General features: G+C 41.8%; 19 protein-coding genes and 2 pseudogenes. 3 read left to right on the plus strand and 18 right to left on the minus strand.

The features are described 5' to 3' along the window. From IR083_RS03690 to IR083_RS03720, 7 genes and pseudogenes are all read right to left on the minus strand, one after another. A pseudogene (locus IR083_RS03690) lies at window positions 1-644 on the minus strand (phosphoglucosamine mutase); the annotation flags it as partial. 46 nt (window positions 645-690) lie between these two features. After that, window positions 691-2,235: a DUF3472 domain-containing protein gene (locus tag IR083_RS03695; protein ID WP_194223281.1), complete on the minus strand. Its 1,545-nt coding sequence runs from the start codon at window positions 2,233-2,235 to the stop codon at window positions 691-693. Window positions 2,236-2,407: 172 nt separating this feature from the next. After that, window positions 2,408-3,247: a discoidin domain-containing protein gene (locus IR083_RS03700; RefSeq protein WP_194223282.1), complete on the minus strand. Its 840-nt coding sequence runs from the start codon at window positions 3,245-3,247 to the stop codon at window positions 2,408-2,410. Window positions 3,248-3,283: 36 nt separating this feature from the next. Beyond that, window positions 3,284-5,095 (minus strand): RagB/SusD family nutrient uptake outer membrane protein, encoded by a 1,812-nt coding sequence (locus IR083_RS03705; protein WP_194223283.1) that lies wholly within the window; start codon window positions 5,093-5,095, stop codon window positions 3,284-3,286. Between the two features lie 31 nt (window positions 5,096-5,126). Beyond that, window positions 5,127-8,408: a SusC/RagA family TonB-linked outer membrane protein gene (locus IR083_RS03710; RefSeq protein WP_242052350.1), complete on the minus strand. Its 3,282-nt coding sequence runs from the start codon at window positions 8,406-8,408 to the stop codon at window positions 5,127-5,129. Between the two features lie 242 nt (window positions 8,409-8,650). Then, the gene (locus IR083_RS03715) at window positions 8,651-9,844 is read right to left on the minus strand and encodes a FecR family protein (protein WP_194223284.1); all 1,194 of its coding nucleotides are present in this window, start codon (window positions 9,842-9,844) and stop codon (window positions 8,651-8,653) included. Between the two features lie 79 nt (window positions 9,845-9,923). After that, entirely contained in the window at window positions 9,924-10,511 is a 588-nt protein-coding gene (locus IR083_RS03720; RefSeq protein WP_194223285.1) for an RNA polymerase sigma factor, read from the minus strand. Window positions 10,512-10,870: 359 nt separating this feature from the next. Between IR083_RS03720 and IR083_RS03725 the strand changes: the two genes are divergently transcribed. The 3 genes from IR083_RS03725 (at window position 10,871) to IR083_RS03735 (ending at window position 12,696) form a co-directional block, all read left to right on the plus strand. Further along, entirely contained in the window at window positions 10,871-11,257 is a 387-nt protein-coding gene (locus tag IR083_RS03725; RefSeq protein WP_194223286.1) for a DUF5856 family protein, read from the plus strand. 93 nt (window positions 11,258-11,350) lie between these two features. Beyond that, the gene (locus tag IR083_RS03730) at window positions 11,351-11,872 is read left to right on the plus strand and encodes a helix-turn-helix domain-containing protein (protein WP_194223287.1); all 522 of its coding nucleotides are present in this window, start codon (window positions 11,351-11,353) and stop codon (window positions 11,870-11,872) included. Then, window positions 11,794-12,696, plus strand: coding sequence for an IS3 family transposase (locus IR083_RS03735; protein ID WP_194223324.1), 903 nt, complete (start codon window positions 11,794-11,796; stop codon window positions 12,694-12,696). The genes IR083_RS03730 and IR083_RS03735 overlap by 79 nt, the downstream gene beginning before the upstream one ends. 155 nt (window positions 12,697-12,851) lie before the next feature. Here the strand turns inward: IR083_RS03735 and IR083_RS24760 are convergent, their stop codons facing one another. The 11 genes and pseudogenes from IR083_RS24760 to IR083_RS03775 all read right to left on the minus strand — a co-directional run bounded on the left by IR083_RS24760 (window position 12,852) and on the right by IR083_RS03775 (window position 22,492). After that, the gene (locus tag IR083_RS24760) at window positions 12,852-12,977 is read right to left on the minus strand and encodes a hypothetical protein (RefSeq protein WP_262893151.1); all 126 of its coding nucleotides are present in this window, start codon (window positions 12,975-12,977) and stop codon (window positions 12,852-12,854) included. A gap of 115 nt (window positions 12,978-13,092) precedes the next feature. After that, a complete protein-coding gene (gene tnpA / locus IR083_RS24975) occupies window positions 13,093-13,350 on the minus strand; it encodes an IS66 family insertion sequence element accessory protein TnpA (protein ID WP_410492844.1) in 258 nt (85 codons plus the stop codon). Between the two features lie 431 nt (window positions 13,351-13,781). Then, window positions 13,782-13,952, minus strand: a complete 171-nt coding sequence (locus IR083_RS24580; RefSeq protein WP_242052351.1) for a transposase domain-containing protein — start codon at window positions 13,950-13,952, stop codon at window positions 13,782-13,784. Next, window positions 13,940-15,313: an IS66 family transposase gene (gene tnpC, locus IR083_RS03740; RefSeq protein ID WP_242052352.1), complete on the minus strand. Its 1,374-nt coding sequence runs from the start codon at window positions 15,311-15,313 to the stop codon at window positions 13,940-13,942. Before tnpC ends, IR083_RS24580 begins: the two co-directional genes overlap by 13 nt. 71 nt (window positions 15,314-15,384) lie before the next feature. Continuing rightward, window positions 15,385-15,747, minus strand: a complete 363-nt coding sequence (tnpB, locus tag IR083_RS03745) for an IS66 family insertion sequence element accessory protein TnpB (protein WP_194223288.1) — start codon at window positions 15,745-15,747, stop codon at window positions 15,385-15,387. A gap of 6 nt (window positions 15,748-15,753) precedes the next feature. Then, on the minus strand, window positions 15,754-16,146 hold the full coding sequence (locus IR083_RS03750) for a hypothetical protein (RefSeq protein WP_194223289.1): 393 nt from the start codon (window positions 16,144-16,146) through the stop codon (window positions 15,754-15,756). Between the two features lie 175 nt (window positions 16,147-16,321). Next, entirely contained in the window at window positions 16,322-16,678 is a 357-nt protein-coding gene (locus IR083_RS24980; protein ID WP_410492848.1) for a TIM-barrel domain-containing protein, read from the minus strand. Next, the gene (locus IR083_RS03760) at window positions 16,665-17,345 is read right to left on the minus strand and encodes a TIM-barrel domain-containing protein (protein ID WP_194223291.1); all 681 of its coding nucleotides are present in this window, start codon (window positions 17,343-17,345) and stop codon (window positions 16,665-16,667) included. Before IR083_RS03760 ends, IR083_RS24980 begins: the two co-directional genes overlap by 14 nt. A 41-nt stretch (window positions 17,346-17,386) precedes the next feature. Continuing rightward, window positions 17,387-19,277, minus strand: a pseudogene (locus IR083_RS03765) (beta-galactosidase). A gap of 40 nt (window positions 19,278-19,317) precedes the next feature. Next, window positions 19,318-20,574: a glycoside hydrolase family 88 protein gene (locus IR083_RS03770; RefSeq protein ID WP_194223292.1), complete on the minus strand. Its 1,257-nt coding sequence runs from the start codon at window positions 20,572-20,574 to the stop codon at window positions 19,318-19,320. A 4-nt stretch (window positions 20,575-20,578) separates the two neighbouring features. Beyond that, window positions 20,579-22,492, minus strand: a complete 1,914-nt coding sequence (locus tag IR083_RS03775; RefSeq protein ID WP_194223293.1) for a heparinase II/III-family protein — start codon at window positions 22,490-22,492, stop codon at window positions 20,579-20,581. Window positions 22,493-22,498: the final 6 nt, after the last annotated feature.

Genomic DNA, 22,498 nt, shown 5'->3' on the forward strand with positions numbered 1-22,498 from the left:
TAATTCAGGCAATCCACATATTTTACGCCCAGTCTTTCCAGCAGTATGGGGATGATGATTCCCCCGACGGAGTTGATGCAATCGACTGCTATACGGAAATTAGCTTTCCGTATAGCCTCAGTATCCACGAGTTCCAGCTTGAGGATTTGGTCTATATGTATGTGGTTATATGTATCATTTAAACTGCATGAGCCGGTATGGTCAATATCCGCGTAAGTAAAAGCCTCGTCTGCTGCTGTTTTCAGCACGGCTTCCCCTTGTGCGGCATTGAGGAACTCTCCGTGTTCGTTCAGCAGCTTCAGGGCATTCCACTGCCTGGGGTTATGGCTGGCTGTGATAATGATTCCGCCGTCTGCCTGCTGGTCTGTGACAGCTATCTCCGTTGTCGGGGTGGTTGCCAGCCCCAGGTCGATCACATCGAAACCCATTCCCATCAGGGTGCCTTTTACGATATTACCGACCATTTCACCCGAAATGCGGGCGTCGCGCCCGATTACGATCTTATTGCTTTTTTGCGAGCTTATCCGGCGGATCTGCACAGCGTAAGCCGATGTGAACCTGACAATGTCCAATGGGGACAGGCCTTCCCCGATACGCCCGCCTATCGTACCGCGGATGCCCGAAATTGTTTTGATTAAGGTCATGGGTGATTAAAATCTGTTTGTTTAATATTATAATTTAGATAACTTCTTATTCATTTGGTAAACCATCAAAATTCACAACAGGTTGACTGCCCGCAGTTCTCTGAAACGGAGTATCCGGATTCACAAAATCATCAAAGAAACCGCAATTTTGAAGGAAAAAGCCATTTCCATTCGTTCCGCCCTTGAAGTCTTTGCGCCAACCGGGTCTTCCGGTCGCATCTACCGTGAACCTTCCGTCGGGCAACTCCACCCATTGTCCTGATGATGTATATATCCACTGGTTCCTGTAGTATGCCTTACGCGTAAGGTAGCCCATATCTTTGTTAAAATTTTCTACGAATGAATATGCACCCGTGTAGTAGGTTTGTATTTTCGGTCGTTTCCATTGGGCGATCAATTTCCATGTATCTGTTTCGGGCGCAAAGAAATATGCCGTATATTCTGAATAGTTACCGGTAATTGGGCGGACGCGGTTCAGGAATTTATAGGTAGTTCCGGCAGTCCAGTTGTAAATCAGATAGCTTTGCCCCCCTGAACCTTCGTTACCGAAACTGCCGGTAGAGACGCCTATACCTTTCTTTATCAGTAATACCTGGTCTTCCGGCGCAATCTGGTTGGGATCGTCTGTATTAGCAGGACTCCACACGGAAAACAGGATGCGCCGTTCACTTGCCGAATTGACCTGCATACCGAAATATCCTTGTCCGAAACCGTTTGCCATAAAGTAAGAGCCTACAGGATCGAAACCTACGGGCACAGTTACCTCATTATAGAACCATTCTGCCGTTGTACCCCCCGGGATCGGATAGTTCATATGAACCGAAGGCCCTCTGCGTCCCCAGTAGTAGTCAAAATCACCGACAAAGTTCATGCTTTGGGTAGCCGTTCCGCTCACTAGCAAAGAGGCAGGCGTCGCAAATGCCGCTCCTTTGAGTGGTGCTACGCCTTTGAAATCAACCCGGATATAACCCGGATCAACATTCTCAATATGTCCGAGGAATGCCGTCGTTTGTTGTTTCGGCAGGGTTACGTCAAAAGTATGCCCTTGACACGACACGTTAATAACATTGCCATCGGTGTCGGCATTATATTTCAGGTATAATTTGAGATTGCCATTCTGGTTCACCCTGAACCAGGTGCTGAAAACTGTTTCGGCGCTATTCCATGCATAGAAACCCGCGTCCGTAACCTGTCCCGATGTACCGCTTGTTACATACGAGTTACCACCCAGAGGTATTTCCTTAGTCGTCAACTGTAAATTGACAGGATTTTGAGTAACGGATACGGTTGTTGTTTCACTGTCCGAACGGATTGTCACAACAGCTTTGCGTTGCAACAATGTTTCGTTTTCTGTAACTGTCACAGACAATACCGTACCGTTTATTTCGACTGAACACCAGTCCTTTCCTGATTCGCTGACCGTGATATCTGCTGCATTTATACTTGCTGAAAGCGTAACTGTTTTCGTACCACGGTTATAGCTGTAAACAAGCTCTGCAGGATTTGCTGTAAGCGGCGTGTCCTGTTCTTTTTCTCCGCAAGAAAAAAAGATTAGGAATAATAAAGTATAGAACATTTTATTTATTGTCATTTTAAATAGTATTAGGTGAAAAATATATAACAGATGTTTATTCTTTGAATCCCTGGCCTTGATATATATTATATTTTCAAGATCGGAAAAGAAGCTATCTGTCTGTTTTTAAGCAGATGGAACATCCGGTATCGGATATCCCACCTGTTTTCTAGAAAACCTCCGCTTATATCTATATTTTTTCGAATGCTTTAAAATAAGCGACCTGACAGACGCCAGTAGTATTGTTGGTTTCTGTGATTATGAGTTTCACGTACCTGGCTGTCACAGGAACATTGAATATCACATCTTCATATGGGGGAACTTTAGGGCTGTTCCCGTTAACAATGGTTCCGTCAGGAGCTGTCCACGGTAATGCAAAGGTAAATCCGCCTACAAGGGTAAGATCATCTTTGTTTATTCCTGCATAAACTTCCATCGTTTTCACTGTCGGGTAATTATTACCATTTGCTGCGTAATACCGTCTGGCAATCCTGACCATCGATACGGGCAATTCCTTTTGCATATCTATAAGCAGCCAATGGGGATTAGGGGTAGCCGGCGAGTATTGGCTATGCCAGAAATTCGTACGGTCTTCCTTAAACAAACTGGGATAACCACCGCCGTCACCCGCTTGTACGTCGCTTCCAGTTGCTGAAAATTTACTCCAGTCGAACTCAAGATACTCTTGTCCTATATGTTTCTGCAATACGGTAAACGTAGTAACACGGGTTCCGCACCTTACATTAACAGTTGCCGTCCTGAACTCTTCGGAACTGGGATTCGCTTCCGTCGCTGTGACTGTGATTTGTTTACCGTTGACAGACACTGAACACCACTCTGCCCCGAACTGGTCCACTTCCAGCTGTATAGGGTCTGAAAGGTCTGTTTGGGCTGTCATGGTCGCGGAACCGCCTGCCGCTTCTACAACCGCGCGGTCAATAACGATATAGCCCACGTACGGATGGTCTTCTTCCTTACAGCTGTATAAAACTATCAGCAGTAATGCAAATATATATGATAATGATTTCATATCTAAATCTGGTTTTAAATTATTAATCCGGTCTGATCAGGGATTTTGTCCCAATGGATACGGGTAAGCATCATATTGAGCCTGCGGGATAAACTCGCATGCAGCAGGAGAGTTGTAGGGAATATCAAGGAATGCATTCATAACAGTGGTTCCGATATTCAACGTATGTCCTCCCGGATAACGCCTGTCCAGCGTGCCCTTGTGCCGGAATACGTCAAAGCGGCGGTGTCCTTCCCATGCAAGCTCCAGCATGCGTTCCTCTTCGATAATTTTACGGATATCTTTCGGACTGCCTGCTTCAGCCGTTGCCATATTGGACGTTGTCCATTCAGGAATACCAGCTCTTCTTCTCAACTCATTCACATCGTTCAGCGCTAGTTGTGCATTGCCTTTTTCAGCATTCGCTTCGGCCCGGATAAGGTACATCTCGGACAGGCGGGAAATTACCGGCGACCACAAATGCCTGCGCTGTTCCTGATATGAGAACTTATTAATGGCATATACCAGAAAACGGGCGTCTTTTCCCCTCTTTGTCGCAGCGTCGTAAACTTCCGGCTCAATGCGTCCGGTATATTTGGTACCGTCTGTTCCGGTTACATAGTAGCGTGTTCCGAGGTTATACGGCTCCGACTGTATGGTAGCGCTTTGAAACTGTGCAGCGTCTGTAGGCGAAGTTATGGTATATGTGCCATCCGCTTGCTTTGTTATTTTTACTTTACCGTATTCGTAATGGGGGTTATCGCCCGGTTGTTTGCGAGCATAGGCGAAATGCCAGTTTTGATAAACTTTGTCAGGATATCCGCTTACTGAGTAATCCGATGCGCCGTCTTCCACATACCTTTTAACGATAAACCGGCTACGCAGGTCGCGGGGCATCCCATTGCTATTGAGATGCAGTTCCAAAAGTTCCAGATACCGGGACGAAGGAAAGATTTCTTCCCATCCGTTATTGTCAATCCGTATATATAATCCGCCCGGTCTGCTATAACTGTCGTCATCCTTGTCTAAAGTACGGCGTACGGCAAATATGGTCTCACTATTGGTTTCGGGAGTATGTTGCGGATAGATAGCATAATCATTTCCTTGCAATAGATGGAAACGTCCTGATCGAATCACGTTGTCTGCCATCGTGTAGGCATCGTCCCAGCGTTCCATATAGAGGTATACTCTTGCCAATAATGCTTCTGCCGCTTCTTTTGTAGCATAGATATTCGTTTTAGGTTCAATACCGCCGGGAAGGGTCATATAATCGATTGCCTTAAGCAAGTCGCTTTCTACCTGCGCATAGATATCCGCAACTGAAGAACGGCTTTGCGGAAGGTCGTCCGGATCGCTTGTCAGCTTCAGCGGTAAGCCCGGATTTTGAGCCGGGTTGTTTGAATACGGCTGGGCAAATTCATTGACCAGTAAAAAGTAAGATAAGGCCCGCAGGTAATAATTTTCTCCCATTAGTATTGTTTGCTCATCGGTACGGGCATTGCCGAATCCTTCTGCCAATTCAATAACCAGATTGCAATTGCCTATCGTACGATAACCGAGTTCCCATGCATATTCGGTTATAGTGCTGGCAATGTTCCTGTTGTAATTGTACAACCGGAATGAGCCACCTGTAGAGGTTCCACACCAGGACAGGTCGTCACCGCCGTAAGCCCAGAAGTAATATCCGTTGTCGATAAGCCCGCCGTCATTTTTTAGCAGGCGGTAGCTGCCCTGCGACAACTCTCCGATATTCCGGGGATCAAAATCCTCCGATACAATCCCGTCATACATTTTTACGTCCAGGTTGCAACCTGTTGTAATGAAAAGCAAGCACAAGACGCTTAATATATATTTCATTATATTCTTCATAATCTATAATTTTTTGATGGATAACAATTGATTAGAACTTAAGATTCAACCCCATCGTGAAGCGCCTTGTTGTCGGATATAGCTGTCCGCTGCTTGGGCTGGTGGTTCCGTTATATCTTGACGAAAGTAGGATTTCCGGATCGTCCCCCGAAAACTTAGTGATCGTAAACAGGTTTTCACCGCCTATACTGATGCTCAGGTCTCTGATGCCTAGTGAAGTCAGCCACCTTTTCGGTAAGCTGTATGCGAGCGATATGGTCTTCATTTTGAAATAGTCGCCATTTTCCAGATATCTGGTCGATTCGCTTGCCGCATTGTTGTTACCTCCTGCAATCAGTTTGGGATGGGTGGCAATGTCGCCCGGTTTTTCCCACCTGCTCCATCCGTCCGCCAGTTTCATAGCGGGTTGCGAAGGACGTTCCGCATCACGGTCAAGCGCTCCTGCACGTTTTCCGTTGTAAATTTTTGCTCCTGCACTGAAGGTAAAGCTTGCATTCAGTGACAAACCCTTCCATACAAAGCTGGTACTGATGCCTCCGTTATATTTAGGAGAAGGTGAGGCGTTTAATAAAACCCGGGTTGCAGCGTTGTAATCGTCGGTAGTGGTTTTTTGCCCTGTTTCTTCATCGACAATGAACCATAACGGGCTTCCGGTCATAGCATCCACACCGGCCCATTCGCGCATATACCAGTTACGGTATGGGTATCCCACCGCCACAGCTTGCTGGGCAAGTTCATCTCCATCAGGAAGGTAGGTTATCTTATTTTTGTTGTATCCGATATTAAAGCTTACATCCCAAAAGAAATCGCGTGTCTTGATAATTTCCGGTGTAATCGTGATTTCGTATCCGTTATTCTCCAACTTTCCATCATTAGCTGTCTGCCTGTTATATCCGGTAACGGCGGTGAGGTGGCGCAGGTATATCAGGTTTTTCACTTTTTTGGAATAGGCGTCAAATACAATATTTACCCTGTTGAACAGCCTGATGTCGAGTCCGAAGTCTAACGATCCGGTTTGTTCCCATGACAGGTTTTTATTTCCCGCATAATTGGACATAAATGCTACTTCGCTGCCATATTCTGCATCAGTTGACAATTTTGTAGTCCACTCGTAAGCGCCGCTCGGCAGGTTACCGGTGATACCATACGATATACGGGGTTTTAATTCGTCGACAAAGGCCAACTGTTTGATAAATTCTTCCTGATGCATATTCCATCCGCCGCCTACCGACCAGAAGGACGCCCAGCGCTTGTTGGCGCCAAAGCGCGACGAACCATCGCTACGAGTCGATATCTGAAACAGATATTTCCCGTCGTAAGCATAGTTGCCGTTAAAAAAGTACGCTGCGTTCTTTTCCTCTGATTTACCGCCTTTAGCTACAGGATTAGCTGCTCCTCCGCTCAAAACTTCGGTACCCGGGAAAATATTGGAGGCTTCACCCTCTGTATTCCAGTTGCGTACTTCATCATAGTCATAACCCAGAAAGGCATTGATTTCATGCTTATCGGCAAAAGTTTTAAGGAATCGCAATATCTGGCTGGTATAGATGACGCGTTTGTTACTATTATCACTTGTCACCGTTCCTTTTTTTGCTGCTCCTCCTCTACTGTTAGGATCAGTATAGGAATTGGTATAACTGTTGTTGAACCCAAACTTATTGTTCGACTCATAGGTTAGGAAGTCAAAAATCTTAAAGTCGAAGCCTAATCCCAGATCCATGGCATTGTGGCGGCCTTTGCTCCAGTTCAGGTGACGGTCGTACAGGTAGTTTGTACCGCCATCGGAGTACCAGTAGTCACGCGGATCTGCGTCAGGAGCCATATCGGGAGTAGGTAGTCCCTGGCTTCCGTCTTTAAGGTTTCCGTGAGAGTCCCACGGAGAATCCCACGGAGAATAGCTGGTATAACTTAGGGAATGTTCCTGATTATCGGTTTCACGGTAACTGGTTGCTAACTTTGCTTTGAGGGTTAGCCGCTTATTGACTATATAGTCAGTGTTGACTCTCAGGGTAAAGCGGTCATACTTGTAACCTTTGATAGCACCTTCCTCATTATAGTAGTCACCAGAGATGTAAGACCTTATTTTTTCGTTGCCATACCTGTACCCCAGGTTATAGTTCTGAGTCAGGGCATTCTGAGTAGCAAGATCCCACCAGTCGGTGTTTTGCTCTCTCAGATAGGGTTGCAGCCAGTGTTGTTGCTCCAGTATCCCTGCATTTTCATATGCTGTTGTTAGGTAATCGTAATATTCAGCGCCGTTCATCATCCGCATGTTACCTTTTTGCAGTGTGGATATACCCAGTTTCGCCGATGCGTCGAATTGTGATACTCCTTGTGCTCCCCGCTTGGTAGTGACCAGAATTACACCGTTTGCCCCGCGCGAACCATAAAGCGCCGTAGCCGAACCGTCTTTAAGGATTGAAATAGCTTCCACATCATTGGGATTAAGGTCGGCGACAGCATCGCCTACCACGCCGTCGATCACCCAGAGCGGATCCTGCATTCCCCTTATGGAACCTGTACCACGCACCCGTACGGTAACTCCGGCTCCCGGTTGCCCGGAAACAGGCGATACTGCGACACCCGCTACCTTTCCCTGAAGCATATTCGCTACACTGGGAGTGGTAATATCTTTCATGCTTTGAACATTTACCGAAGAAATAGCCCCTGTAATGGAACTCTTACGCTGTGTGCCGTAACCGACAACGACAATTTCGTCCAGGCTTGTATCTTCACCTTCCCTTAGCTGCACATCAATCACGATTTTATTTCCTATCGGTATTTCCTGAGCGAGATATCCTAAGAACGAGAATACGAGTACACCTTGTGCTTCGCCCGTCTGTATGGAAAATTTCCCATCTGCATCGGTAAAGGTTCCTGTCGTTGAATCTTTGATCCAGACGCTGGCCCCGATAACCGGTTGCCCTGTAACGGCATCGGTTACTACCCCCGTTATGGTTTTCTTTTGCTGAACAACAGCCTGTGTAATTGAGGGTATTTTTTCTTCGGAGTTTCTGTAAACGGCAATCTGGCGACCGACCACTTTATAAGCCAGTTCCGTGCTGGATAAGATTACGTCCATTACTTCGCTTACAGCCTTACTGCCGGACTTGAAGCTGATTTTCTTGGTTAACTCCGGATTCGCATCTTCGGTAACTAAAAAAACATAATCGCTCTTTTTCTCTATTTCAGAAAATATCTGCTTCAATGTTGCATTCTTCATCTCCATAGGAGGAAGCAGCTGCTGGGAATAATTATCCCTTGCATACAAGGAAAAGACACTGACGAAAAACAGGAATACTGATAGTTTCATACTTTTTACAATAAAATTGTTTTTTCTTTGTATTAAAAGACTTCGGTTTCTCTTATGTTTCATACATTTGAATTAAATTTAATTTACAATGATTTGATTCTGTGGATTAAATTCCCTGAACCGGATAGTGTGCCATCACTATCCGGTTCTTTTTTCTAAAATTGTTTTTTCATAGGCTGTTGAATTTTCAGGTTAATGAATTAATATTAAAATATTTATATCTATTATAAAAACGCTGTCGTTTATTTCGTTTTATCGTTGATATATATTTTGCTTCCATCCCGTGTATATGTTGTGTTAGAAATTGTACACAGGATGTCCAGCACCTGCTCTATATCCTCGGAAAGGAAGAGTTTTCCTGTACAGGCCCTTTTCATAAGAGCCGACTGGTTCTCATTAAAGCCCACATTATAATACCGTCCTACTTTTTTCAGGATTTCGGATACAGGGGTTTGTTTCAGGATAAAGAAACCGTCTTTCCAACTGGTATATTCATCTGTATCGACTTTTTCATGCCGGAGATTTCCTTCTTCAACAGCCAGTAGCTCGCCGGGATTTAACAGCCGGGAAGTGCCGCCTGTCTGTACTTCAACCTTTCCTTCGACCAATACTACTGAATTTGTAAAGCTGTCCTGATAAGAAGATACATTAAATTTGGTACCATATACACGCACGTCAAACCGGGAGGTATGTACAATAAAAGGTTGTTCTTTACGTTCGGTAACATCAATATAGATTTCTCCTATTACGCTGATCTTTCGCTCTTTTCCGTTAAAATGAGAAGGAAATTCAATCTCGGTACCTGAATTCAACCAAACTTTCGATCCGTCTGCCAATACAAGTACCGACCTCTTCCCATAGGGTACGATCAGCTTATTTATGTTTTCCTTTGAGATATCCAGTCCGGATGTTTTTCCGCTTCCACCTTCTTCACCCTCGGTTATGGAAATTTGCCCGTCAGGAGATAACTGGAGCTCTGCATCCTGTTTTATTTCGACAACATTGCTTCCGGATATAAGCTGTATATCTTTTGAAGGTAAGGTTATACCTACTATCGTACTTTGGTTTTCATCGTTCTGTTTATTATCTTTGTTAATGTATTTTATACAAAACGCGGATGCAATGATCAATATGGCACATGCTGCGGCTGACCGGCAATACCAGAGTTTTCTTTTTCTTCTCATTTTGGATACGGAACCTTGGATGCGGTTATACAATTCGTCGCTTCGTTCTGTAGATAGCTTGCAATCGTTTATACGGACACATCTGAATTTATCGATAGCTGTTTGTAGCGTTTCTTCGGTATCCGGGTTTTTCTCAATGAAGTTTTTCCAATAATCATCAAGTTCCTGTGTAGGATATAACTGCCATTTTATAAAGTCCTCGTCTGTAAGGAAATCAATGTACTTTTTATATTCTTTTATATTTTCATTCATATACCGGAAAGTTAAAATATTGTACCAGTATATATAAGACAATGAAATATTTTTTTATGGACAGTTTTTGAAGAAAAAATTATTCCAATGAAATAAAATTGTATTCTTTGAGGTATATAAGCAGGATGAAGAATATATCCAAGCGGGATTTTCGCAACTCGCACATCCCCCGGTACACTAATTTACGCACTGATTCGACATTTATATCCAGTAAGAGGGCTATTTCATTATATTCCATATTCTGCATATAACGCAGGTAGATGGCTTCCCGCTGATTATTGGTCAAAGATTCCATAAGCCGGCGGACGGTGTTTTCTGTTTGAAGCTGTTCTTCTTCATTCATTATGGTATCTATCGCAGATATGTTTATCGCAAAGTCACAATGATCCATATTGTCGAAAGTAAGTCTTTGTTCTTGTTTTCGGATATTTATAAGTTTGTTCTTAAGGCTACGGAAAAGGTAATATTTAATGTTATCTGTATCATGGAATTTTACCCCATTAAAAAATATTGAGACAAAAATATCATGTATGGAATCCATACAGTTATTTTCGGTAAATCCGAGGCTAATAGCATAACTATATAATTCGTTTACATACTTCTTGTAAAAATCGGCATAGGAAGTATTATCTTCTTTTGTTTTCTGATCAAGTGTATCTTGATTCATATTTAAGGTTTAATCAACATGATAATGACATATTTTCAGAAGATTTACTTCGTTGAAAATATAATAAAATATCAATGTTTTTAATGTTGCAAATCTAGATAAATTATTTTGTAAAATGACCTCAAAGTATTCGAAATTATTTATGTTAGCATTATCTTTTTTTATTTCTTTCGAATACTTTGAGGTCATTTCTTATTTCTTCATAGCGTGATATGAATATTTTTCCCGGACAATTTTTCATTTTATTAAATTTTATTATAATTTAGTCCTCCATATTTACATGGATATACATGAATAATTCAACTGTGTAAAATTTGTAATTTGAATAACATATAACCTAAACTTTAAACTTTATAATTATGAAAGGGAAAAAAGGTGCTCAACCGGTAGAAATAGCCGCATTCCTGGGAAAAGTATTTTCTTTTAACAACAGTTTGAAACTCCATCACTGGCATGTTACCGGAAAGGGAAGCTATTCGCAGCACATTGCGCTGGACCAGGCTATCGAAGATCTTCTCGATATTACCGACCGCCTTGTGGAAACATCCTATGCCTTGTACGGGGATTTGGATATTATAATTCCTGAAACGAAGAACCCTTCCGATATCATCAGGCACAGCGAAGATTTCTTCAAATACTGCGAAGGCAAAAGGGAATTGTTTGACGAGTCTTTGACCCAGGCCATTATAGATGATTACCAGGAAGCGATACAGCAAATGTTGTACCGCCTGAAACGTCTACAGTAATTCTCTCCACTGGGTAAGAATAATAAAAGGCAGGATATAACATTTGAAGTGCACCCCGAAAGTTGGACAACAAACTTTTGGGGTGTATTATTTATGTCACGACACACATTTGAAGAGAAACTCAAGATAGTTTTTCAGGTAAAAAACGGTAAACCTATTCTGCAAATATCACGAGAATGTCATATTCGTCAAGGGATGATATTAGAGTGGGTTCGCAAATATGATGGTTATGGTCGGCAAGGTTTACATAAACAGCCTAATATTAGAGCTACGCCTGAATTTAAAGAAGAAGTTGTCCGGTTCATACTAGAAAAACATATACCTTTGGCTCAGGTTGTTTTGCAATATGGTGTAAGTTGTAGTGCTTTAGAAAGTTGGGTAAGAATTGTAAGACTCAATGGTTATGAGGCACTTCATCAACAGAAAAAGTGCGGACGACCGACTAAAGTTATGGGACCTCCAAAGAAACAAGAACCAAAAACAGAGTTAGAGAAACTTCAAGCCGAGAATGCTCGTTTGAGAGCTGAAAATGCTTTATTAAAAAAAGTCAAAGCCTTAGTCGAGGAACGAGAAGCCCACGAACGTATGATTGGGCGAAAGCCATCGAGGAGCTAAGGCTTAAACATAATGTTTCAATCCTTTTGGATTGTAAACAGATGGCTCGCTCTGTATTTTATTATCACCGTAAAAGGTTGAATACTGAGGATAAATACAAGCGTGAAAAAGAAGATATTATACATATATATCACTTGCATAAGGGCAGGTATGGTTATCGACGAATAACAGCTGAGCTACAGAATTTAGGCTATAAAATAAATCACAAAACTGTTCAAAAGTTAATGGGAGTATTAGATCTAAAATGTAAGATGAGAAAAGTACGTTATCGCTCATACAGAGGTGAAATTGGCAAGATTGCCCCCAATGTACTTGAGAGAAACTTTAAGGCAAATTCACCTAATGAGAAATGGACTACGGATGTCACCCAAATAAATATCAAAGATGAGAAGATATACTTCTCCCCAATCCTTGATATGTTTAATGGAGAAATCATTGCTTATAGCATCTCGAAAAGTCCAAATATGCAAATGATACATGAAATGTTAGATAAAGCTTTTGATAAAGTACAGGATACCAGTAGACTTATCTTTCATTCTGATCAGGGCTGGCAATATCAGCACTATGGATATAGAAAAGCTTTAGAAAAACATGGGATTATCCAAAGTATGTCCCGAAAAGGTAATTGTCTGGATAATGCAGTGGCTGAAAGTTTCTTCGGGATCATGAAATCAGAACTTTTGTATGCTGAAAAATTTGAAACAGCAGATGATTTTGTGAAATCTCTGGAACAATATATTGATTATTATAATAAGCAAAGAATAAAATCTAGATTAAACGGAAAGAGCCCGGTACAATACCGAACTCAATATAAATATAGTTAGTACTAATCTGTCTAACTTTTGGGGTGCACTTCACATTGTATCCTGCCTTTTTGTGCTCCGTTTTTAAAACAAATAAGTTTCACAAAGTCCTAAGTCGCCGAAAAACACATCTCAATTGTTTCCGCCGAAAGCAGGCTGGTTGTACTGCGGTTGCATCATTCCGTCACTGGCAGTGCCTCCGCCTCCCATCCCCCATCATAATTCATAGCCATTAAGTCGCCGATAAGGCTACCGTTATCGTTACCAAAACTATCCACTGCATTATTGGCTGTGTTAAACATCTATTCCTATTGTCAGGTATGTCCTATAATCGACATCGAGTTTTGTTGTGCAATTGCATCTGCTCCCTTTTTACTGCTGTAAAAGCTTTCTATCAGCGAAAGCCCATCCGGTTCGCTAAGGGCCACACCCCGTACATAATCTTTCGGTTCTATATACTTGTTTTATCACAAAGGTAAGCCCGATTAACTTCCTAAACAAAACACACTTATCCGAAATATTACTTTTTGGTAAGGACAATTTTACTCTCCATTCGTAAAAACGATCCAGGTGTATCCCTTCATTTGCACAGAAAGCTTTTGGCGGTAAACCGCTCTCCAGATAACGATTGTAAAGCGCTTCAAAAACTTCTATTGTCCACTTTTTGCTTCGCATATAATTCTTTTGATAGCAAAGATACTAGGTAGTAAAGATATAGATAGAGAGGGTTCACCGAATACTTACCATAATATATGCAGAACTTAAACAATAAGCTAGGTAAATAAATAAGTAACTGTTCAAAATTAAGCAGCATTCTGAGCATAATCGATTTTCAAATTATAGCTATTTGATAAAGGCACTGGCGATGGCCCTGGTCCCTTTTTCTCGGCTGTTGCAGCCGGATTAATTGTCTCAATTTTTGCATACTGATTAATTTGTTCGACATGACGTATGTTCTTCTGTTAATTTTTGTTTGAAGAACATCATTGTATCTCTAAATCAATCAATACTTTTTACCCTTTTTAGGGGGCACTTTCATCTGGATTTGTAAGCGTCTCCGGGTTGACGTATACCACATAAAAAATAAGCATGGTTATGTTTCCCTGCTATTGTTTACTCCACTTATCCGGAAGTAAGTTTCGGTATTTTTCGAGTGATGTATTAGGCGGAAGTGATGCAGCCTTGTTGATTACATCGCTAAGGTATTCGAAGAAGTTGATATCATGAAGCCTGCATGAACAAGCCAGAGCCTCTTTCTGCTCCTTTATGGCTGCCAAAAAAACAGCGAGTTCCTTCTGGAAAGAGAGACGTAACGGTTTAACCTCTCAATAGTATTTGTATCGAGCTTATATAGTCCACATGTGAAGATATTTTCCAATCCTTCCCAATCACCCAGCATATAGTTTGCCGCTGCCTGCATCTGACTCTTCGGAGGATATTCCGGCGTAGATATTATTCTTTTGAGCGCAACCTTCAAGTCTTTCATGATGCCTTTGGAGTATTTTCTTCTCCATTTCAAGTTATCATCCCGGGTCCACCCATCTTCTCCAATACGGTGCTTATGCTCTTCTTTATAAAGCTGGTTGATCAGCCCGGTTATCTTATCTGCAGCCGGATCACCCTGGATATCCAAAAACTTGCGTTTGCAATGCTGGAAGCATGACAGCCTGATGATTCCGCCCCCTAAAGATTTATAAGGTGCGTACCCATCGCTCTGAACTGTCCCTTTGTATTTTTCCAGTTTTTTATGTATAACGCCTTTCTCCCTTGAGCCATTCTCATAGAAGTAGTATGCCAGCTTAAGATTCATTGCGGCCATGGCCCAGATATATTCTTTGCTGATGTTCGGCGTATCCGGATTTTCAGCCTTGGCCATTACTTTATAGTATGTTTCATCACAACTTATATAATCATCTTCCAATACAGCCCGGCCAAGGGCTTTATAAAGGTTTTCGAACATATCCGCTGTTTTTGACAACAGCCCGTTTGCCGTTGCTTTACTTATGTGAAAGCCGTTGGCATTGAAGTACTTTACGATACGTTCGACAGGCATTGAGTAGATATACCTGAGCTGTGCCATGCCGGCTATAAAAGAGCCGTCAAAGCTTGAGTTCTGGAGCGGAGCCTGGCTTGCCTTACAGGAGAAGACCCGTTCATCCTGCCTGTATGTGTGAAGCCTGTAGACGATCTTTTGGAACTTCATCGGGATCATTTGATACCTGACAGATTCACGGATGCCTATTTCTACTGCTGCCCGTATATCAAAATCCATATCATCCGGGTAGACATCTTTAACCACTTCTTCCAGTTCATAATGCATATCCCGTTTTGCCCCGTTATTCTTACGGGCTTTCAGGTCAGCTTTTGGCTTTACTTCCCCGGACGTAACTTCTTGATTGTGCCGGGACTGTTTTTCAGATTTATTGGATATAAGCTTGGATATGCCCCTGATTTTATTTTCTGACTTAGAGAGGGTTTCATCTTTCCGGAGCAGGGCTTCCTGTAATGAGTCTATGGTTACCTCCATAGACTTAACCGTTGCTGATAGGGTTTCTACCTGGGCTAATAGCTGTTTATTGAAAGCATTCGCTGCTTTCAACTGCGCCGACAATATATCATCCATCCTGCTTCTTGCCATGCCTCTAAGATATGAAGAAATTTTGGGAGATACAAGTATTTGTGTAATTTATATTATTGATTATCAAGTAATTATATCGACACAAAGCGCACGCTGTAACGTTTGCGGAAGCGCACGCTGTCAAGCGACACCCCTGACATGATGAAGTTAAAAGTCTCCCACGATAGCTCATAATAGCCTGTAGCCGGATCAATTTTAGGCAGTTCAAAGCTACCCCGTTCAAGGCGCTTGTGGTATAACAGGAAGCCATCGGTATCCCACTTTAATATCTTTACGTTTTGCCTGTTCCGGCCAAAGAAGATATAAATATCACCGTTCATTGGTGAAAGCGGGGATTCCGACTTGATGAGATTGAACAAAGCATCGATTCCCTTATTCATACGCACAGGATGTTGGCACATAAAGTACCTCGTGTTATCGTTAAGACCAAACATAGGGCACTATTTTTCCGGATGATATAATGATAGTAACGAAATTAAACTATCTGCCGTACATTCCTGCAAGGTCAGGTTGGTATTATTGGGGAAGGTAATACTGACGCCTTTGAGTACGCGATCACTATTGAACATAACAGGACGAACCGGTGGCCTGAATTGGATAAAAGTTTGCGGATCATCATTGATAGTATCTTCTCCCCTTGCCTCGGCTTGGAGCCGTCTCATAAAGATTCTACGACGTTGTGCCCAGTCTAAGATTTTTTCATATTTAATGTTATTATCCCGGCAATAAGATTTGAAGGATAAACACGGATCCGTCTTCAGACATTCCTTATAACCTTCTATACTTCTCATCTGTATTGATGATTTATTCCTTTTCACAGAAGTATTTTCCATGCCTTTTTATTTGCAAAAATAAAGCATTACAGGAAGCATATCAAGACATCAACCCGGAGACGCTTACCTGGATTTAGGGGATCACTTTCCGTTGGAATGACGGATCGGTTTACTTTGGATTTAAGGGGACAGTTTCAAAAGGATTTTCCATTGCATGGCATTTCACGAATAATCTTTATCGCCAAGCCGTTGTACAGTGGTTGTCCACCCATTTTCCAACCGGCACGGTACTCATTGAATGAAACTCCAAGCCTGTTTTCATCCACGCTGTCGTGTGGTCTATAGATGTGGCATCTTTTTTATAGCTGTCTATACACTGCGGATTGTAAAAGCTATTATCCCCGGCATCAAATTTGAAACCATCGATACCGTACTCCTGTTGCATCCTCTTGAGAATACCGACATAATAGTTGAAGGCATCCGGATTCGTTAGGTCATAGCAGGCGCTTTGTCCGTTCCACCATGAGATAATGGCTGGGACTGTGAATCCTTTTTCTTTATCAGGTATCCCTTGGCAGCTAACTCCCTGTATTCGGGACTATCGGCACTAACAAATGGGCATATCCACAGCATACTTTGAAACCCATTTCATGCAATTTCTTAATCATCCCTTTAGGATTGGCAAATTTTTCAGGTCGGAAATCAAAGTTGCCGTAATACTTCTGCCAATTGTCATCGATCATCAGAACCCCTTTCGGAAAGCCGTTATCGACAACAGAACGGGCATAATTCATTATATCCTCTTGATTCTGATTGTACATCAGCTCTATCCATGTATTATATTGCGGCATGGAGAAAAATAGTTCATCGGGTAATATCCCGGAAGGAGGAAAATATTGCTTAACCGCCGCAAGATAAGCGTCCCGTAGTGTGGAACCCGCTTGCTGAACACTTGTTTGCTCACTATCAGATCTTATATCCAGTACATTATAGCCGATTTCAAAACGAAACGGGTTTTCATTCCAGATATATCTTCCTTTATTAGAAAGGAAAAAGGGAACGACCTGATTGTTACTATTCTGAAGGGCCAGGTCAAATTCTTTTACAGGTTGGAGGTAAGGCATCTGTGGCCCATAGGCAACAACTCCTCCCCACCAATATTCTCCCTGCTCGAACGGTATCTTGGTTTCGTAAACTTTCTGACCGAAAAGATCCGTGATAAATATCGATATAATAAGTAATAATATAATTTTTCTCATTGCCTGTTAATCAATATCCTGTTATCAACCAGTCTATAAACTTACTGCCCGGTATTAAGCTTTGTCAGTATCGGTACTTTTACAGTCCTCACTTCCGAATGTACCTTATCGTTTTGCTGTTCGAAAATAACGATCTCATTTTCTCCTTTTTTAAGCCATACGCCTGGTATGTATAAAGTCTGTTGCGGGCCTATATGCCAGTAACGGCCGATATTTATACCGTTGATAAAGACAATGCCTTTTCCCCAGTCTTCCATATCAAGGAATGTATCACCTGTTTCTTCCAGATTAAATGCGCCTGAGTAAATAGCGGGCCTGCCTTTTATCTTTCCGGCGACACTCGAATCATACACATTTTCTTTTTTCATTTTCTGAGGCTCCGGAGTTTTATCCATAGGTACCCGGAACATCTCCCATTCGCCTTCTATAATATTTTCGTTTATCTTGACAGGGCTGATTATACCCTTCTTGTTGTGTATAATTCCGGAACCATAGTTGATCCGGCCCATATTTTCGACAAATATTTCCAGATTAGAATTGAATGGAATATCTATCTCCATGCTGTAAGCATTGAAATAGCGGTTCAACTCTCCAACCTTTTCTCCGTTCACATATACCAGTGCATAGTCCCTCAGGCCTTCTATTTCCAATTTACCGCTTATCGGCTGGTTAAAATGCCTTTTGTACAGGATATAACCATAACCCTGGTTCAATTGCTCGAAAGTCATTGGTTTATCGCTTTGTACCGGTTCCTGCGTACTAATTGTTTCCAGCATATCCGCAGCCTTCATCAGTTTGATGGAGGATATTTCAATCAAAGGCATTGCGGCAGGTGCCGTAGGAACAGGATACTTCACATATTTCTTTATGACATTCCGGATAGAATCAAACTTCGGGGTTACCCACCCTGCCTCACTAATGGGAGCATCGTAATCATAACTGGTCAAATCCGGCTGTATGTCGTGCTTTTTGTCGTAGTTAGCTCCGCTGGTGAATCCGAAATTTGTTCCGCCATGCACCATGTAGTAATTGATGGATACTCCATTCTGTAAATATTTTTCTGTTTGGCGGGCAATGTTTGTGGCACTCACTTGCGGGTGCGGTTCTGCCCAGTGTGCCAGCCATCCGGGATAAAACTCGGCAACCATGTAAGGCCCCTGTCCTCCATTATATTGGTCCACCACCTTTTTCAGATTTTCAATATTGCTTTCTCCATTTGCAGTAGGCAAAGCCCCGGGAGTAGCCCCCCCCCTCAAAAAGCCAACTGCCGTCGGAAGTGAACATCGGAATATTGAATCCTGCGTCTTTTAGTTGCTGTACAATCTTTGCATTATATACGCGGTGTTCTTCCAGTGGAATATCCTTTCGTTGCGATACATAAGAGCCGAACTCATTTTCGGCTTGGACCATAATTATCGGGCCTCCTTTTGTTATTTGAAGACCGCCTATTTCCTTGTACAATCTGTTTATATATAATTGTGTATATTTCAGAAACTGTTCGTTGTCACGTCTTAGTTCCAGACCTTCAACGTTCTGAAGCCACCATGGATATCCCCCGAATTCCCATTCGGCACACACGTATGGACCAGGCCGAAGGATAACCATCAGGCCTTCTTCGCCTGCAATCTTAATATACTCAGCAAGGTTTTTATCTCCTGTAAAATCCCATTTACCCGGTTCGGGTTCATGGGCATTCCAAAACACATAGGTAGCCACGGCGTTCAGGCCCATCGCCTTTAGCATTTGCATACGGTGACGCCAGTATTGATGAGGGATACGCGGATAGTGCATTTCTCCCGAAAGGATGCGGAGAGGTGTATTGTCATACATAAATTCACCTCCTTTTATCTCGAAGGTGTGTGTCTGAGCCTGTACTGCTAAAGGTGAAAAAAGAAACAAAAGCAGTGGCAGTAAAAAAACTTTCTTTATCATGGCCTGTAAGTTATAAATTAAAATCGATAGTTGAGAATATTTAATTAACATTTTTTATTTTCCTGTATCTATTTAATGCCTCTAAAAAATAATAGTCAGCGTAAACCAGAGGTTTGTCTATTTCGGACTCATGAGGAAGGCTTCCTACGCTATGCATTAATATAAAATCGGCATTTCTGCCGAGTTGTGCCCTGTATGCCGGCGATGCCAGGCTATGAAGCATCTTTATAGCGGTGTTTGTATAAGTTTTATTGTTTGCCAATTCTCCCAGTTCAAATAAGGCTGAACAGACAATTGCTGCTGCGGATGCATCTTTCAGTCCTTTACCCGGGAATTGTACGGCATATGACTTTCCGGTAGGAGTATAGCCCTCCTGTCCAACGTTGAAATCCCAAACAGGTACCAGGTCATCCGGTAAATTTTTAAGATATAGGTCTGTTGCTTTTATTGCGGCATTAAGAAATTTCGGTTCGTGTGTTTCCCTATAAACCATTGTAAATCCATAAATAGCCCAGGCCTGCCCGCGGGCCCAGGTGGAATTGTCGCTGTATCCCTGACAGGTGGCCTGATTCAGGACCTTTCCGGTAATTGTATCATAATTAACCACATGATATGTTGAAAAATCTTCCCTGAAATGATTTTTCAGTGTAGATTCCGAATGCTTTACTGCAATATCATAATATTTCTTATTTTCTGAAATTTTGGATGCATAGAATAACATTTCGAGGTTCATCATATTATCTATAATTACCGGATAATACCATTCTGTCGTATCATTCCAGTTTTTACGGTAATTCCAGGACTTTATGGTCTGAGTTTTTTCGTTGAAACGGGAGGATAATGATTCGGCACTTTCGAGAAGGATATCTTTATAACCGGGCTTCGGCGACAGACGTTCTGCGTTTCCATAGCTGCAATACATCATAAAGCCCAGATCGTGATGTCCGGTAAACGTTTTTAATGGTTCTAGCGATGCTGTCCATTTTTCTGCTGCGATTTTCCACTTTTCATTACTGGTCAGTTCATATAGGTACCAAAGTGAACCGGGAAAGAAACCGGGTGTCCAGTCATACATTCCGGTAACAACTAACGACCCGTCATTCTTCATTGTACGGGGATAATTTTTACCTGTGGGTTCACCTGTTATATGTAACATACTATCTGTCTGTGCCTCAGCGAATCCAATATTTTCTGTAATAAATAAATCTTTTTGATTTTTTTGTCCGCTTTTACAGGAGCAGGTCAAAAATAGAATGGCAAATATCAGAAATAAATTAGTGGAAAGTTTCAAATTCATCTTTTTAAATTTTAATTTTAATTCTATATAATCCGTTATTTTTTATTTTTCGGGCATTTAATGATATCCTGTAAATCTCATTTCCCCATACATCTGAAAGCCTTTTGTCATCAAGTTTTATTACTTCAATGTCAATATCAAAATCAGCTTTGTTATATTCTAGTTGATAAGTTTCATTGTTTATTATAACTGTAATAATACCGGCTTTTGTCAGATCTGCTTTACCCCAGGTAAGAAAATTAAGCCGATTGGCGGTTTTAGCTTGTTTCAGATCGAATTTATCTTCGATAATGAGAGCGTCCTTTTTTAATCTGTACTCCCTTATCCATGAGTTAACACCCGCTTCGGCTGGATATGACCGGGATATATCCAGGGAGAAAGTTTTGCTCTTTTCATCTGCTTTTACATTGCAGGCTGCATATTGTTTTCCATATGCCTGTGAATAGCCGTTTATCCGGGGAAGATTATGGTAATCGCTCTGCATGGTCCATATGGAATACCTGTCCTTGCTGAATGTCTTTGCGGTATATGTCCCTACTCCCGCGTCAATAAACACAGGTGTTCCATCCACATATAAAGAAAACGTCCCGGTATCGTTATGATTGTGACTTTCGTCATTGTAACCGCCTTTACAGGAAAAAAAAGCCTTACCATTGCTTATATAACAAAATTCCGTCTCCGGATACCAGACAAATGGTTTAAACACATGTAACGGTGCCATGCTGACAATTTCGTTTTCAAACGATAAATCTTCTAATATCCTGTACATATCGCGGTTAAAAGGTATATCCTTTGGTAACTCTTTTTTCAAATAAGCGGCAAAATGCATTAAATCCGTACTATGAGCCATTTTCCCATACCGGTAGGTCAAACGGTAATCAATGTCACTTTTGGCCAATGCGTCCGCAAAGTTTACGACCCAACCGTTACCTGCATACGAATGTAAGATGTACTCGCCCATATCTTTTATTATAGGATTCTGAAATATAGATATTTCGCCACCTGTGGCATCATATAATATCTGCAGGTAGTCATACATTTTTCCTGCGGCATGTCCCCAATAAGAAGGCCCTTCTTCACAGGCTCCGTCTTCATTATTATAATTAATAAACTTATCAACAGAAACCATTGTTTTATATATTCCTTTCAAACGTCTATCCGGGTCTTTCTCAACCAGAAGAAAGCACTGTAATACGTTGGCATTGCACCAGGGATTCCAATTATTTACAAATCCGCCTTGGCTGCCGACATCCGTAGCCATCCACCAAAAACGGTCTTCTTTCAGATATGGAGTCAGAATGCGTGTGTCTATCTCATGATATAACCGTTCGGATATCAGAGGATTTATTTTATCAAATTCCTTTCCTAAAAAATAATATATCCAGGAGAAATTTGCTCCTACATCACCTGAAACAAGATCTATTACAGGGTCCCTGTAGTCCGGGAAGGAACCTTTGACTTTTTGCAATGGTAGATGTGCAGAATTACACCAGGTGGTCATTTCACAAATATGAAATATCCCGTTGATCAGCTGATCTATAAATCGTCCTTTGCCCTCTGCTATTTCGGCTATGAAAAGTGTAGATACAGCATTCAGGTTAGCGTTATGTGTGCGCTCCATAATGCTTCTGTTTCCGGATCTGCTGTATTCCAGATAATCGGTAGCCTTTACGACTTTCCATTCGTAATCCAGGAATTTTTCACCTTGTCCTATTATCTGTATTTTATTTTCTTGTAATAGTTTATCCCAACCCGCCCTGTCTGTGTATGCCGGATAATGCACCCATTTCTGGCCGGATATAAGAACCGTTTTTAAACGATTGGTATCCGCAATATTCTGTAACAGATTTCTTTCTTTATATGCCTGGACATTCAGCCATATAAGAGATAACAATACTAAAAGTATTTTTTTCACCATAGCAGA

This window comes from Dysgonomonas sp. GY75 (assembly GCF_015234155.1).
In the GTDB taxonomy this organism is placed as follows: Bacteria; Bacteroidota; Bacteroidia; order Bacteroidales; family Dysgonomonadaceae; genus Dysgonomonas; species Dysgonomonas gadei.

Bases quoted from the DNA above. Each gene is read 5' to 3' on its own strand.
- IR083_RS03695 (WP_194223281.1), bottom strand. From the start codon at position 2,235: ATGACAATAAATAAAATGTTCTATACTTTATTATTCCTAATCTTTTTT.
- IR083_RS03700 (WP_194223282.1), bottom strand. From the start codon at position 3,247: ATGAAATCATTATCATATATATTTGCATTACTGCTGATAGTTTTATAC.
- IR083_RS03705 (WP_194223283.1), bottom strand. From the start codon at position 5,095: ATGAAGAATATAATGAAATATATATTAAGCGTCTTGTGCTTGCTTTTC.
- IR083_RS03710 (WP_242052350.1), bottom strand. From the start codon at position 8,408: ATGAAACTATCAGTATTCCTGTTTTTCGTCAGTGTCTTTTCCTTGTAT.
- IR083_RS03715 (WP_194223284.1), bottom strand. From the start codon at position 9,844: ATGAATGAAAATATAAAAGAATATAAAAAGTACATTGATTTCCTTACA.
- IR083_RS03720 (WP_194223285.1), bottom strand. From the start codon at position 10,511: ATGAATCAAGATACACTTGATCAGAAAACAAAAGAAGATAATACTTCC.
- IR083_RS03725 (WP_194223286.1), top strand. From the start codon at position 10,871: ATGAAAGGGAAAAAAGGTGCTCAACCGGTAGAAATAGCCGCATTCCTG.
- IR083_RS03730 (WP_194223287.1), top strand. From the start codon at position 11,351: ATGTCACGACACACATTTGAAGAGAAACTCAAGATAGTTTTTCAGGTA.
- IR083_RS24760 (WP_262893151.1), bottom strand. From the start codon at position 12,977: ATGTTTAACACAGCCAATAATGCAGTGGATAGTTTTGGTAACGATAAC.
- tnpA (WP_410492844.1), bottom strand. From the start codon at position 13,350: ATGCGAAGCAAAAAGTGGACAATAGAAGTTTTTGAAGCGCTTTACAAT.
- tnpC (WP_242052352.1), bottom strand. From the start codon at position 15,313: ATGGCAAGAAGCAGGATGGATGATATATTGTCGGCGCAGTTGAAAGCA.
- tnpB (WP_194223288.1), bottom strand. From the start codon at position 15,747: ATGTTTGGTCTTAACGATAACACGAGGTACTTTATGTGCCAACATCCT.
- IR083_RS03750 (WP_194223289.1), bottom strand. From the start codon at position 16,146: ATGGAAAATACTTCTGTGAAAAGGAATAAATCATCAATACAGATGAGA.
- IR083_RS03760 (WP_194223291.1), bottom strand. From the start codon at position 17,345: ATGAGAAAAATTATATTATTACTTATTATATCGATATTTATCACGGAT.
- IR083_RS03770 (WP_194223292.1), bottom strand. From the start codon at position 20,574: ATGAATTTGAAACTTTCCACTAATTTATTTCTGATATTTGCCATTCTA.
- IR083_RS03775 (WP_194223293.1), bottom strand. From the start codon at position 22,492: ATGGTGAAAAAAATACTTTTAGTATTGTTATCTCTTATATGGCTGAAT.